At 44.5% G+C, this 13,075-nt stretch carries 13 protein-coding genes and 4 pseudogenes; all 17 read right to left on the reverse strand.

The window, feature by feature from the left end:
* Positions 1–23 precede the first annotated feature (23 nt).
* The 17 genes and pseudogenes from folK to MMY81_RS16130 all read right to left on the reverse strand — a co-directional run bounded on the left by folK (position 24) and on the right by MMY81_RS16130 (position 13,041).
* A complete protein-coding gene (gene folK, locus MMY81_RS16050; protein WP_308215348.1) occupies positions 24–527 on the reverse strand; it encodes a 2-amino-4-hydroxy-6-hydroxymethyldihydropteridine diphosphokinase in 504 nt (167 codons plus the stop codon).
* Positions 528–887: a dihydroneopterin aldolase gene (gene folB, locus MMY81_RS16055; RefSeq protein ID WP_252313658.1), complete on the reverse strand. Its 360-nt coding sequence runs from the start codon at positions 885–887 to the stop codon at positions 528–530. It lies immediately after the preceding gene.
* Positions 880–1,725, reverse strand: a complete 846-nt coding sequence (gene folP / locus MMY81_RS16060) for a dihydropteroate synthase (protein WP_374562103.1) — start codon at positions 1,723–1,725, stop codon at positions 880–882. The genes folB and folP overlap by 8 nt, the downstream gene beginning before the upstream one ends.
* Before the next feature lie 17 nt (positions 1,726–1,742).
* On the reverse strand, positions 1,743–1,970 hold the full coding sequence (locus MMY81_RS16065) for an aminotransferase class IV (RefSeq protein ID WP_374562105.1): 228 nt from the start codon (positions 1,968–1,970) through the stop codon (positions 1,743–1,745).
* Positions 1,967–2,605 carry an aminotransferase class IV gene (locus MMY81_RS16070; RefSeq protein WP_252313660.1) on the reverse strand — a complete coding sequence of 213 codons (639 nt, stop codon included), beginning with the start codon at positions 2,603–2,605 and terminating at the stop codon, positions 1,967–1,969. Before MMY81_RS16070 ends, MMY81_RS16065 begins: the two co-directional genes overlap by 4 nt.
* A 2-nt stretch (positions 2,606–2,607) precedes the next feature.
* Positions 2,608–3,192: an aminodeoxychorismate/anthranilate synthase component II gene (pabA, locus tag MMY81_RS16075; protein ID WP_252313661.1), complete on the reverse strand. Its 585-nt coding sequence runs from the start codon at positions 3,190–3,192 to the stop codon at positions 2,608–2,610.
* Entirely contained in the window at positions 3,189–4,652 is a 1,464-nt protein-coding gene (locus tag MMY81_RS16080; RefSeq protein ID WP_252313662.1) for an anthranilate synthase component I family protein, read from the reverse strand. Before MMY81_RS16080 ends, pabA begins: the two co-directional genes overlap by 4 nt.
* A gap of 66 nt (positions 4,653–4,718) precedes the next feature.
* Complete coding sequence (gene cysK / locus MMY81_RS16085) at positions 4,719–5,648, reverse strand: cysteine synthase A (protein ID WP_252313663.1); 930 nt, start codon at positions 5,646–5,648, stop codon at positions 4,719–4,721.
* 163 nt (positions 5,649–5,811) lie between these two features.
* Positions 5,812–6,708 (reverse strand): Hsp33 family molecular chaperone HslO, encoded by an 897-nt coding sequence (hslO, locus tag MMY81_RS16090; RefSeq protein ID WP_252313664.1) that lies wholly within the window; start codon positions 6,706–6,708, stop codon positions 5,812–5,814.
* Between the two features lie 22 nt (positions 6,709–6,730).
* Positions 6,731–7,501 (reverse strand): type III pantothenate kinase, encoded by a 771-nt coding sequence (locus tag MMY81_RS16095; RefSeq protein ID WP_252313665.1) that lies wholly within the window; start codon positions 7,499–7,501, stop codon positions 6,731–6,733.
* Positions 7,502–7,576: 75 nt separating this feature from the next.
* Positions 7,577–9,672: pseudogene (ftsH, locus tag MMY81_RS16100) on the reverse strand (ATP-dependent zinc metalloprotease FtsH).
* Between the two features lie 33 nt (positions 9,673–9,705).
* Positions 9,706–10,269, reverse strand: coding sequence for a hypoxanthine phosphoribosyltransferase (gene hpt / locus MMY81_RS16105; RefSeq protein WP_252313666.1), 564 nt, complete (start codon positions 10,267–10,269; stop codon positions 9,706–9,708).
* A gap of 107 nt (positions 10,270–10,376) precedes the next feature.
* Positions 10,377–10,547 carry a hypothetical protein gene (locus tag MMY81_RS35360; RefSeq protein WP_374562110.1) on the reverse strand — a complete coding sequence of 57 codons (171 nt, stop codon included), beginning with the start codon at positions 10,545–10,547 and terminating at the stop codon, positions 10,377–10,379.
* Between the two features lie 44 nt (positions 10,548–10,591).
* Positions 10,592–10,852 (reverse strand): annotated as a pseudogene (tilS, locus tag MMY81_RS35365) (tRNA lysidine(34) synthetase TilS); the annotation flags it as partial.
* Between the two features lie 88 nt (positions 10,853–10,940).
* Positions 10,941–11,824 (reverse strand): annotated as a pseudogene (gene tilS, locus MMY81_RS35370) (tRNA lysidine(34) synthetase TilS).
* A pseudogene (locus MMY81_RS16125) lies at positions 11,808–12,253 on the reverse strand (threonine/serine exporter family protein). The pseudogenes tilS (MMY81_RS35370) and MMY81_RS16125 overlap by 17 nt, the downstream one beginning before the upstream one ends.
* Positions 12,250–13,041: a threonine/serine exporter family protein gene (locus MMY81_RS16130; RefSeq protein ID WP_252313670.1), complete on the reverse strand. Its 792-nt coding sequence runs from the start codon at positions 13,039–13,041 to the stop codon at positions 12,250–12,252. The pseudogene MMY81_RS16125 and the gene MMY81_RS16130 overlap by 4 nt, the downstream one beginning before the upstream one ends.
* Positions 13,042–13,075: the final 34 nt, after the last annotated feature.

Raw genomic sequence — 13,075 nt, forward strand, 5'->3', positions numbered from 1 at the left:
TAAGAGGTTAGTACAATAGTACGCTATGTCAGCCGTCCGCCTGTTTGTTTATACAGGAGGACACCTTCTTTTTCTTCTGCAGGCAGTCGGTCCAGCCATTGTTTTACTTCTGCTGACCCTGGATTCAATGTAACATCCAATAGAGGAATCAGAACAAACGCTCTTTCCTTCATTCTTGGATGCGGAATAACTAACTCTTCCATCATAATATTTTCATCATTGTAGAGCAAAATGTCAAGGTCTATATTACGGGGTCCCCAGCGTATATCCTTTATTCGTCCCATTTCCTTTTCGATGCTCTGTGTAATACCCAGCAGTTCTTTCGGAGAACTCGACGTAGTGCCCCGCAGAGCTATATTTAAAAAATCAGCCTGGTCTGTAACACCTACCGGCTTTGTTTCATAAATATCGGAACACTCTATTATAGTAACCGCTTCTGTTTCCTCTAAAAGCTTTAGCGCTTTTTTCAGTGCCTCCATACGATCACCGATATTGGAACCTAAACCCAGATAAATATCTTTAGGCACTTATCTGCTCCTCGTAATCTCAATAGCGACATGCTCATAATGGCCAGGGATTGGCGGATCAGGCTTAATTACCTTTACCGTTACACGCTCAATAATGGAAAATGAAGCAAACAGGCTGGATGCAATTTGCTCTGCTATCGTTTCTACTAAATCGTATGTGTTTTCTTCGACCGCACGCTTAACCGTTTCAAAAGCTTCCCCATAGTTTACACTTTTATCAATGTTATCTTCCTGGGCTGCTTCTTTTAAATCTGTTTCCATTACTAGATCAACACGAAAACGCTGGCCAAGTTTATTTTCTTCAGGAAATACCCCGTGGTAGGCGTAAAACTCCATTCCTTTAATATAAATTTTATCCATGCTCGCTCATCCTTTCCTTTCTCAGCATTGCATCCATCATAAGAGCGGTTCTTTTCATTTCCAGCACATCATGGACGCGGACAATACTGCATCCTCTCTCAATACCCAGGCTTACTGTTGCAGCGGTCCCTTCCACTCTTTCGGCAGAAGGCAGTTCCAGCGTTTTAGCAATAAGAGACTTTCGTGAGCTTCCCAGCAGTACCGGATAGCCCAGTTCTGTGAATTCCCGCATTCGACGCATTACTTCTAAATTCTGTGCATATGTTTTAGCAAATCCAATTCCAGGATCTAAGATAATATACTCTTCCTTTACCCCAGCCTTTTTGCATATATTCACACTTTCAAAAATATCTTTTTTCATATCTTCCAATAAGTCGGTATATTCCATGTTATGTCGGTTGTGCATAAGAATAATTGGAACGTCGCAGGCGGCCGCTGCTGCAGCCATATCAGGGTCAGCTTTTGCACCCCAGATATCGTTGATCATACCTGCCCCTGCAGCTACTGCCTGTTTTGCCGTTTCCGCTTTGTACGTATCGATGGAAACAGGAACATCAAAACGGGAGGTGAGCGCCTCAATCACAGGCAGGACACGAGAAAGCTCTTCGTCGGCAGATACCGGTTCATAACCTGGTCTTGTAGACTCTCCTCCTACATCAATGATGTCCGCTCCATTTTCAATCATCTCGCGGGTTCGTTCGATGGCGTTCTCCATTTGATTGTAGCGGCCTCCGTCCGAAAAAGAGTCCGGTGTAATATTAAGTATTCCCATTATATAAGTGCGTTGTGAAAGATCGAGGGAGTGCTTTCCCCACTGGATAATGCCGCTCATCATCATTGCTCCTTGCTTATCTTCTATAGTAAATCCACAAACGACCAGGCAGAGCGCCTGATTTCTGCATAATCTGCTGCCAGTGTATACGATAGATCCGAATGATACGGATAGCTGTGTTTGTTAACTCCAAGCAGCGGGCTGATTTCCTGAATGGAGTTCGTAACAAAAGCTTCTTCCGCTTCCAGCAGCATTTTCGCTGGAAAACAGCCCTGTCGTATATAAAATCCGCGTTTTTCCGCAAGCATCATAACAGCTTTTCTTGTAATTCCAGTAGAATTCCTGTTTGAACCGCTGGTGTATAAAGGGTCGTCCCCTTCCGCCAAAACACATTGGATACTACACCTTCAGCTACATACCCTTCTCGCGTAAGAAACAGGCCTTCTGTATCGGGAAGTCCTCGTATCTCGTTTTTACCAAGAATACTATTAAAGTAATGATGGGATTTCAAACGAACGTCCGATTCCGGCGTATTTCTTTTTGTCTGAAGGACCTGAGCCCTTTTCGGCGATAAGTGAACGCCGGTACTTCTCTCCAGCGGCTTAGCGTAAATAATTACTTCCGGCTGGTCATAGGATGCCTGCTCCAATCCTAAAGGGGCCGGTCCGGCTGACACGTTAAACCGTATATATGCATTTTTCCAGTTGTTCGCTGATAACACCTTTTCGATTTGCGATGTAACGCCGTTTCGATCATATGTCCATTTTATATTCATCTCACGTAGGCCACGTTCAAGCCGGAGCATATGTTCATCCAGTAAAAAAGGATGACCGTCGTACACCCGAAATGTTTCAAACTGGCCCAGGCCATACATAAACCCGTGTTCAAATACAGAAAGGCGGGCTTCGCCCGCCTCCTCAATTATTCCGTTTTGTAATACAAACATTTTTATACTCCCTGTGGAAGGCTGTGAGTTGAAATAAAGTTTTTTAATATCGTTTTTCCAACATCGGTCATAATAGATTCCGGATGAAATTGAACGCCCTCTACTGCCAGCTCTTTGTGACGAAGACCCATAATTTCTCCTTCGTCCGTCCAGGAAGTAACTTCCAGGCAGTCCGGAAGCGTTTCTTTTTTTACAATCAGGGAATGATATCTCGTTGCTGTAAAGGGGTTGCTGAGTCCTTTATACACCGTTTCCTCATTGTGATGCATTTCGGATGTTTTTCCATGCATCAGACGATCTGCCCGTACTACATCTCCGCCAAACACCTGTGCAATAGACTGATGGCCCAGGCAGACACCAAATATTGGAATACTCCCGGCAAAGTGCTCCACGGCCTGCATGCTGATTCCTGCTTCATCCGGCGAACAAGGTCCCGGAGAAATCATTAGAAAGTCCGGCGCCATGGCTTCAATATCTTCAATGGTTATCTGGTCGTTTCGCCTGACAACAAGTTCCTCTCCCATTTCTCCAAGATACTGTACAAGATTATAGGTAAAAGAATCATAATTATCGATCATTAAAATCATCGTATACTTCCTCCTCTGCTCATCTCTTCTTCACTCAGCTCTTTTGCGGTCCAAAGTGCTTTTGCTTTCTTTAGACACTCTTTATACTCTGCTTCAGCATGCGAATCAATAACGATCCCCGCTCCTGCCTGAACGTAGGCCATACCATTTTTTGTAATCATCGTGCGGATGGCAATATTCAATTCAGTGTCTCCATTATACCCAATCCATCCAATAGAGCCAGTATAAACGCCTCGACGAACTTGTTCAAGTTCCTCGATTATTTCCATTGTCCTCACTTTAGGAGCCCCGGTAATTGTTCCACCCGGGAAAGTCGCCCGAATCATATCATAAACGTCCATGTTCTCAGCCAGCACCCCTTTAACATTGGAAACAATGTGCATAACGTGGGAATACCGTTCGATTACCATCAGTTCGTCTACTTCCACGGAGCCGAATCGGCAGACTCTGCCCAGGTCATTTCGCTCTAAATCAACCAGCATAATATGCTCGGCGCGTTCTTTTTCTGTAGTAAGAAGTTCTATTCCCAGTTCCTGGTCAGCCTTTTCATCCAATCCCCGGGATCTGGTTCCTGCAATCGGACGGGTGGAAGCTTCCTCTCCACGCTTTTTAATAAGTAGTTCGGGAGAACCGTTTACAAGCTGGAAATCCGGTGTGTGAAAATACCCCATATAAGGAGATGGGTTTATTTCCCGAAGTTTCCTGTAAATATGAAACGGATCGCTTCGAAGCGGCTTTCCCTGCCGCAGGGAGAGATTCGCTTGAAATACATCCCCTTGAGCAATGTATTCTTTCACCTGTTCCACCGCTTCAGCAAATTCAGCCTGTTTCCATGATGCCTCTTCTGTTTTTATGTCATTCGTTACAGTATATGTGTCTGATCCAGGCGGTTTTTCTTCTTCTGCAGCAGCCAACCAGCTTCTTCCCATGTAATCGAGTTTATCTTCATCATTTTCTTCTGTTCCTGACAGCCGCAGCACCCAAAGCTTTTTTTCTTCGTGGTCGTAGACAACAGCTTCTTGAAATGCTTGAAAAAAACAGTCCGGCGTATCCAGATCATCTGCTGTTGTTTCTTCTAGCTGTTCAATATACCTCACATAATCGTAGCTGATAAATCCAAATAGCCCGCCTTGAAAATCCGGAAAGTCCGGCGCGGTCTCTGTGGTATATTCCTTCATCCATTCTTTCATCTGCAGGAGGGGATCCCCATGTTTTTGGATGGTTTGTTCTGATGTTTCAATCGTTAGATGACTGTCTTTCCCCGTAAATAGAGCAAAAGGATGCAGAGCGGCAATACTGTAACGGCCTCTCTGTCCACTTTCTAAAATGACATGATAGTCGCAGCTGCTGCTTAAAGACGCGTAAGCTGAAAAAAAACGGTGTTCCGGAAAGTCAAAAGCCCGGCCGGAGATCCGGTACTTACCGCTCTCTATTGGAAGTGGTGCTAATTGAGGTCTCATCGTCCTCCCCCTTTGATCAAAATAAAAAGAGCAGGACCGTTTCGTCCTGCTCCCGTTTCTTTTATTTTATTGCTCGTCTTCGAAGTTGTAAAGCGGCGTGCTGAGGTACCGTTCTCCGTTACTTGCAATAATCGCAACTACTTTTTTGCCTTTGCCAAGTTTTTTCGCTTCTTGAAGCGCTACGTAGATCGCAGAGCCGGAAGAAATACCGCCGAGAATGCCTTCTTCTCTTGCTGCACGGCGTGCATACTCAAATGACTGTTCTGTTGTTACCTGTACAACTTCATCATAAATATCGGTGTTAAGAATTTCAGGAACAAAACCTGCTCCAATACCCTGAATCTTGTGAGGGCCTTTCTGTCCTCCGCTTAATACCGGAGAATCTGCCGGCTCAATAGCTACGATACGCATGTCCGGGTAATGCTCTTTAAGCAGTCCGCCTGCCCCTGTAATCGTTCCGCCTGTACCAATACCAGAAACGAAAGAATCAATCTGGCCGTCTACCTGCTCTAGAAGTTCTTTACCTGTTGTCGCGCGGTGAATAGCTGGATTTGCCTCATTTTCAAACTGCTGCGGCATGAAATAACCATTTTCTTCTGCCAGTTCGTGCGCTTTGCTGATTGCTCCGCCCATACCTGCAGGTCCTGGTGTCAATACTAGTGTCGCACCGTAGGCACGAAGAAGGTTGCGGCGTTCCATACTCATTGTTTCCGGCATAACCAGGATAGATTTATACCCTTTCGCTGCGGCAACCATAGCTAGACCGACACCTGTATTTCCACTCGTAGGCTCTACAATCGTGTCGCCTTCCTTTAGTCTGCCATCTTTCTCTGCAGCTTCAATCATAGCCATACCGATACGGTCTTTTACACTGCTTCCAGGGTTCATAAATTCAAGCTTTAGATACACATCAGCGTCATTTTCCCCCGTAAGGCGGTTAAGCTTCACCATTGGCGTTTGACCTATTAGTTCTAAAACATTATTTGCTACTCTCATGTAAATATCCTCCTCGACAATACCAAGTAATTTCATTGGTTTTATTGATTATATATTATCAGTCTTTTAAAAAGCTGTCAATACGGGCGTTTTCTATTTTCTGAGTATTCCTTTCTTTTTGAAAAAAGAACCTGATCACCAAATGACCAGGTCCTTTATGCATTTATTGCACACGGTTTTCTTTCTTTTCTGCTTCACTGCGTATTTCTTCAAGCTCCGGCACATCAAAATTATATATTTCATTGCAGAAGTGGCACTGAGTTTCGGCCCCGCCATCTTCTTCGATCATATCTTTAATTTCATCACTTCCCAAAGAAATGAGGGCATTGGTGATGCGTTCTTTTGAACAATGACAGGAAAAAGCCACTTCATTTTTTTCGAGGAAGTTAATGTCTGTTCCAAAAATAGTTTCAAGCATTTCTTCAGGTGATTTACCCTTTTCAATCAGCTTTGAAACCGGAGGCATGTTTTCAATCTGCTTTTCCAGTGCTTCAATCGTCTCTTCTTCCGCACCCGGCATCAGCTGGATAATAAAACCGCCGGCCGCTTTAATACTGTTATCCGGGTTAACAAGAACTCCCAGACCGACAGAAGAAGGCACCTGCTCGGAAGCTGCAAAATAATAGGTAAAATCCTCTCCGAGTTCTCCAGAAACAATAGGCACGGTTCCGGTAAAATGATCTTTCATACCAAGATCCTTCACCACAGCCATATGCCCGCCGGTTCCAACCGCCTGAGCTACATCAAGCTTACCGTTTGGGTTTAAGTCAAAATGAACCTGCATATTATGAGCATAACCCCGCGTATTGCCATCGGATGTGCTGTCTACAATAATGGGTCCCATTGGACCTCCGCCTTCAATCTTTATCGTAAGCTTATCTTCTCCTTTAAGCATAGCCCCCATCATTGAACCTGCGGTCATGGCACGCCCCAGGGCTGCTGCTGCTGTTGGCCAGGCTTGATGACGCTGCACCGCTTCATTCACCATATCCGTTGTATTAACTGCATACGCTCTGATTTTATTATCAAATGCTGTTGCTTTTACTAAATAGTCGCTCATATAATGTAACATCCTTTCCTACTTATTCTTTTATATTCTTCTGATAGATGGCATAAAGACCAGAAAGAGTCAGATATTCATCTATTTCATCTATTTCACTTGTTTCCTGCTTAAGCCATTTAGACGTTGATCCTGTAGCAATCGTGTATGCTTCAGACTGCTGTTCTTCTTTAATTTTTCTAATAAGGCCATCTACTTGAGAAGCATACCCATAGTACATACCTGCCTGCATCGCCTCAACGGTAGTTTTTCCAATCACTCGGGCAGGCTGCTTCCATTCAATTTTTGGAAGCTTCGCGGCTTTTTCATATAAAGCTTTGGTAGCAAGATCCAGCCCTGGAAGAATAACACCTCCCTGATACTGGCTGTTTTTATCAATATAACAGAACGTTGTTGCAGTTCCAAAGTCCACTACAATCAAGGGAGGAGTTGTTTTTTGAAGAGCCGCGACCGCATTAACAATACGATCAGCACCGACTTCTTTCGGGTTTTCGTAACGTATATTTAACCCTGTTTTCACTCCCGGACCTACTATTAAAGGAGAGAGGTTAAAATATTCTCTGCACAGCCGGCTCATCGTATTCATTAAAGATGGAACAACAGATGAAATGATAATACCGTTTATTTCTTCTGTTTTCCAGTTTTTGAACTGAAAGAAAGAAACAAGCTGAAGTCCATATTCATCCACTGTTCTTGTCTGATCGGCGGAAAGGCTCCATGTATCAAGGCGGTTACCGTCTTTGAATACACCAAATGTAATGGTTGTGTTCCCAATATCCATTCCCAGTATCATATTAGTCCCCTATCATTTCAAATAATCTGCCTTACGATAAAAGAGATGCCGCAGAGGGCATCTCTTTTCGATCTATTATGATTTTCGATCATCGTCAGACGGCGGTTCATTTGTCCAAGGAGTTGCGTCTTCCTTTGGATCTTCAGGATTGGCTTCTTTCTGCTCATCATTATCCTGAGCATCATCAGTCTTATCCGAAGAAGAATCGTCGTCTCCGCTGTCTTCAGAAGATGTCTCTTTTGTCTCATCTTCTTCTGAAGAATCTTCTTGTTCGGGATGTTTGACTACTTCCACTTCATCATCACTCTTGTTTAAGTGGTGATTGTCTGGAAGCTTACCCTCTTCTACAAGCGATTCAATCTGCTCTGCATCGAGTGTTTCCAGTTCCAACAGCTGCTGTGCAACAAGTTCAAGCTTGTCTTTGTGTTCTGTTAGTATCTGTCTGCAGCGCTCATAGGATTCTTTGATAAAGCGCTGAACTTCCTGGTCGATTTCATAAGCAATGGCATCACTGTAATTTTGTTCATTCTGCATATCACGGCCAAGGAAAACCTGGCCTCCGGAACCGGAACCGAATTGAAGCGGTCCGAGCTTATCACTCATACCGTATTCCGTTACCATTTTCCGGGCAATCGCAGTGGCGCGCTGGAAATCATTATGAGCGCCTGTACTTACTTCGTTAAACATAACTTCTTCCGCTACTCGTCCACCGAGCAGACCGACAATCTTATCCAGCAGTTCAGGTTTTGTCATGAAGTACCGATCTTCTCTCGGAAGCATAACGGCATAACCGCCGGCTTGTCCACGCGGAACAATGGTTACTTTGTGAACCATATCTGCGTTTCTAAGCTTCACGCCGACCACGGTATGTCCTGCTTCGTGGTGTGCAACAATCTGGCGTTTTTTTTCGAAATAACACGGCTTTTCTTGGCCGGACCGGCAATGACCCGATCAATGGCTTCATCTACATGAGTCATTCTAATTTTATCCATGTCAGACCGTGCAGTAATAAGTGCCGCTTCGTTTAAAAGGTTTTCCAGATCTGCACCGGAAAATCCTGGTGTTCTCTGAGCAATTGCTTTTAAGTTAACATCATTAGCAAGCGGTTTGTTGCGGGCATGAACCTGAAGTACTTCTTCGCGTCCTCTTACGTCAGGAAGGCCTACCATAATCTGGCGGTCAAAACGGCCTGGACGAAGAAGGGCAGGGTCAAGCACATCGGAACGGTTTGTTGCAGCAATCATGATAATACCTTCGTTTGCGCTGAAACCATCCATTTCAACAAGAAGCTGGTTCAGTGTCTGCTCACGTTCATCATGTCCGCCGCCGACGCCGGCTCCACGCTGGCGCCCTACTGCGTCAATCTCATCAATAAAGATAATACACGGAGCATTTTTCTTTGCATTTTCAAACAAGTCACGTACACGGGAAGCACCGACACCGACAAACATTTCAACAAAGTCCGAACCACTGACTGTGAAGAAAGGTACGCCTGCTTCGCCCGCTACTGCACGTGCAATAAGTGTCTTACCAGTACCAGGCGGTCCTACAAGGAGAACACCTTTTGGAATACGTGCTCCCATGTTGGCGAACTTGCGCGGATCTTTTAGGAAGTCTACTACTTCAATTAATTCCTGTTTCTCTTCATCTGCACCTGCTACATCTTTAAAGCGGGCTTTTTTCTTATCTTCCTGATAGAGCTTCGCTTTACTTTTACCGAAGTTCATCATTTTGTTTCCGCCGCCTCCGCCGCCTTGAGCACGGCTGAAGAGGAATAGGAATAATAGAATAATAATCACGAACGGAATAGCGGTAACAAGCAGGTTGGACCAGATACTTGGTTCATCTGCCGGTTGTGTATTTATCGTGAGCGCATTTCCATCCGGGCCCTGAGCGTTTAGTATCAGCTGAGTATTCTCATCGGTCATTGGAAGGTAAGCTTCAAATGCTTCCCCTTCTTCCATACCTTGTTCCTGGCCTTCTACTAAATACACTTCTCCTTCAGGCTGGAGGGTGGCTGACTCAATTTCATTATTTTCAAGCTTGGTTATCAATTCGGTGGTGCTCATTTCTTCTGTAGTGGTCTGATCCCCACTCAAAAAGCTGAAAATACCGATAATGACCAAAAACAAAAGCAAATACACCACGACGTTTCTAAACATTCGATTCATTCCTGACCTCCTTCTGTAAGCACTGGCGGTGTTCTATAAAACTTCTGATGCCGCTGCCTCATTGTTGTAAATTTTGGGTTTTAGTATTCCTATATATGGAAGGTTTCTATACCGTTCTGCGTAATCAAGACCATACCCGACAACGAATGCATCCGGTACGATAAAACCCGCTACATCCGGTACAAGATCAACTTTCCTGCCATCCGGCTTGTCAAGCAGCGTGATGATCTTCACTGATTTCGCTCCACGGTGCTTTATCAGCTTAATCAAGTAGTTAAGCGTAATGCCGCTGTCGATAATGTCTTCCAGAATGATGACATCTCTTCCTTCCACTGTTGTATCAAGGTCTTTAATAATTTTAACTTCCCCTGAAGACACAGTGCTTTTGCCGTAGCTGGATACATCCATAAAATCAATTTCAAGATGCGTTTCTACTCTTTTAATTATATCAGCCATAAAAGGAAGAGCTCCTTTTAGAACTCCTATAACCAGCGGAAAACGATTATCGTATTCTGCTGAGATAGCTTTCCCCATCTCTTTAATCTTGGTTTGGATCTCTTCTTCGCTAATTAGTATGTTCTCAATATCGTCATGCATCAGAATCGCTTAAGCCTCCCAAAAATTCATTATATCAGTATACATTTAAAAAATAGGGTTAATACCCGACTTCAATCATATCATGAATAAAGCATGAATTTCATCCTTCACGTCTTGAAAACTGTGCAGCATGTTCTTTCACAATGCCTTATCTGTCTGCTGGATCTAGTTCTTTTGACACTTAAATAAAATAGCTTTGGTCCCTTCCGCTGCTTTTTGCAGTTTTTTGTTTTAGCGAGCATAGGCACCCATAAGATTGTGTCATCGGAAGATACCACAACAGGCCAGCTGTCCCTTTGAGATTGAGGGACTTTTCATCGATAAATAAACGATTTAATTTCTTTCTCCCTGTCATTCCTGCTACATGCAGCTTTTCTCCCTGTATCCTGGAGCGGACCAGCAGCGGCAGCCTGACATCTGATTCTTTTATACAGAACACATCGCCCTGTTCCGGATTAATAAAGCCCTCGTGCCAGTCCGCCGTGATTGTCCATCCGTTAAAGGTGACGGTTCCTGGTACATCGAGGCGTTTTGGTGCTTCCACTTTGAAAGGCTCCATGTTTTTTGAATATAGAATGTACATGTATCGTATGTCCGTCGTACCAGCACCCCATCCGCCCAATGAATAGTGAAAGATGAAGCAGGCTTATAGAGAAGCGACAGCAGCTGTTCTATATGTATAGTAGAAACGGCCGTGTGTGTTGATTTTTGCAAAGATAAGTTAATAGTAGAGGAATAACCCTTCTTTGTAAAGCCAAATGAAGGGCTTTCCAACCGCTTATAGAAAACGTCAAAGAATGTTCATCCTGGTGTAGAATTAAACGAGCAGCTTCTTTCTCTGCCGCTTCTTTAATAAACTGTCTTTCGGCAGCTGTCCATTCATTTAATGTCTGAAAATGCTCCCGGGCCCCGCTGTTTTCTTGAAGAACGGCCGGCAGGGCATAATGTCTGATTCGGTTTCTTGCATACGTATCTGATTGATTGCTTGGGTCTTCTTTGAAAGGAATAGAGTGCTCTGTACAATAGGCATAAATAGACTCCTTGCTTAGGTTCAGCATCGGCCGGATAATCTTTCCCGACTGTGTTGACGAGAAGAAGCAATGCCGATGTCTTCCCATAAAGCGCGGCCGACTGTCATTCTAAGAAGCATTGTCTCTATCTGGTCGTCGCCATGATGACCGGTTGCCAGAACAGCTGCTCCGCATTCCTTCATCACTTTTTCCAGAAATTGATAACGCAGCACCCTGGCCTGCTCCTGTACCCCTTTTCCCTGTTCAGATAAATAGTCCCGGACTGGAAGAACTTCGGTATAAAAAGGAATCGATCGGCTTTGGCAGTAGGCTTCCACCATGTCTCTTTCTGCTTTTGAATCTTCAGGACGCAGTCCGTGATCGGCATGGGCCGCAGATACAGATATCTGCAAAGCGTCTGCCAATTCATCCAGCACATGAAGAAGCGCCATAGAATCTGCCCCTCCCGATACAGCCGCAATCACATGATCTCCTTCTTGGAGCAGTGAATGCTTTTTGATAAACGACTCAATTTTCTGTTTCATACCGCTGTCCTACTCCTTTTCCAATAGAAAATAAAGAAAGAGCAAATACGAGTCCAGCCGCTATTGCACCCGCCTGCATAAATGTTTGAACCCCCTGCTCGAGTCCTCTTATATGATTTTCTTCCACAAAAGCAAGCATAGTAGAGTAAGCTCGGCCTCCGGGAACCAATGGAATAATCCCCGGTATGGTAAACATGGTAACCGGCACTTTTTTCCATATAGCAAGCCAATGGGCGATAAAAGCGGCAAAAAAGCGGCGGCAGCGGCAGCAAAAACCGGGCTCATTCCTAATTCCGGGAGCGTACTATACACAATCCAGGCGGCAACCCCGGCACCTCCGCCCCACCAAAGCAGCCGGAGAGGGATATTAAATATAACGCCAAACGCCACGGTGGCGATAAAACATATTAACCATTCAAGCAAAATCATGTCCTTCTCCTTCCGGCACCTTGTGCCCTGCTACATATAAAAATAGAAAGCGACAGCGCTACTCCCGCTGCTATCGATAGAGACGTAACAAGCGCCTCTGAGCCCCTCGCTACTCCTGCTACAAGGTCTCCTGACATTAAATCCCGTACAGCGTTTGTAAGGGGCACACCTGGTACAAGAGGGATCAAAGAACCGATGATCACCTGGTTCAATTCTGTTCCAAACCCTCCATTCACCATAATTAATGCCAGTATCCCGCCGGTTAACGCCGCCGCAAATTCAGCGAAAAACTTTACTTTTAACACTCTTTGTATAAGAACCAGCGTGATCGTAGTAACGGTTCCTCCAATAAAGGCTGGGAGCATATCAAAATAACTGCCTCCAATTAAGAAAGAAAAAGCCCCTCCCCCAATACCGGAAGCCAGGTAAATAAACCAAAGTGGATAATGCATTGGTGCATCCTTTATCGCTTTTAAGCGTTCCTGCGTTTCATCCAGGGTTATATCTCCATAAGTAAATTCTCTGGCCAGCTGGTTCACTTCGGTCACTTTCCCTAGATCTTGGTATCGTTCTTTAATACGAATCATCTGCATACTATCGTAATCTTCCTCAGTCTTAAAAGAAAGAAATATACCGGTCGTGGTGACAAAGCTGTGGACATTATTCATTCCGGCTGCTTTTGCCATTCTTACCATTGTATCTTCTACTCGATATGTTTCTGCTCCATACCGAAGCAGCAGCCTGCCGCTCAATAGGCAGATGTCCATTGTTTTCTTTCCACGAACCACAGTATTCCCTCCAGTTATTCCTTATTTTCTTGAA

Source organism: Sinobaca sp. H24 (assembly GCF_023845525.1).

Coding starts and splice junctions, on each gene's coding strand:
- folB (WP_252313658.1), bottom strand. CDS start 887: ATGGATAAAATTTATATTAAAGGAATGGAGTTTTACGCCTACCACGGG.
- folP (WP_374562103.1), bottom strand. CDS start 1,725: ATGATGATGAGCGGCATTATCCAGTGGGGAAAGCACTCCCTCGATCTT.
- MMY81_RS16065 (WP_374562105.1), bottom strand. CDS start 1,970: ATGATGCTTGCGGAAAAACGCGGATTTTATATACGACAGGGCTGTTTT.
- MMY81_RS16070 (WP_252313660.1), bottom strand. CDS start 2,605: ATGTTTGTATTACAAAACGGAATAATTGAGGAGGCGGGCGAAGCCCGC.
- pabA (WP_252313661.1), bottom strand. CDS start 3,192: ATGATTTTAATGATCGATAATTATGATTCTTTTACCTATAATCTTGTA.
- MMY81_RS16080 (WP_252313662.1), bottom strand. CDS start 4,652: ATGAGACCTCAATTAGCACCACTTCCAATAGAGAGCGGTAAGTACCGG.
- cysK (WP_252313663.1), bottom strand. CDS start 5,648: ATGAGAGTAGCAAATAATGTTTTAGAACTAATAGGTCAAACGCCAATG.
- hslO (WP_252313664.1), bottom strand. CDS start 6,708: ATGAGCGACTATTTAGTAAAAGCAACAGCATTTGATAATAAAATCAGA.
- MMY81_RS16095 (WP_252313665.1), bottom strand. CDS start 7,501: ATGATACTGGGAATGGATATTGGGAACACAACCATTACATTTGGTGTA.
- hpt (WP_252313666.1), bottom strand. CDS start 10,269: ATGCATGACGATATTGAGAACATACTAATTAGCGAAGAAGAGATCCAA.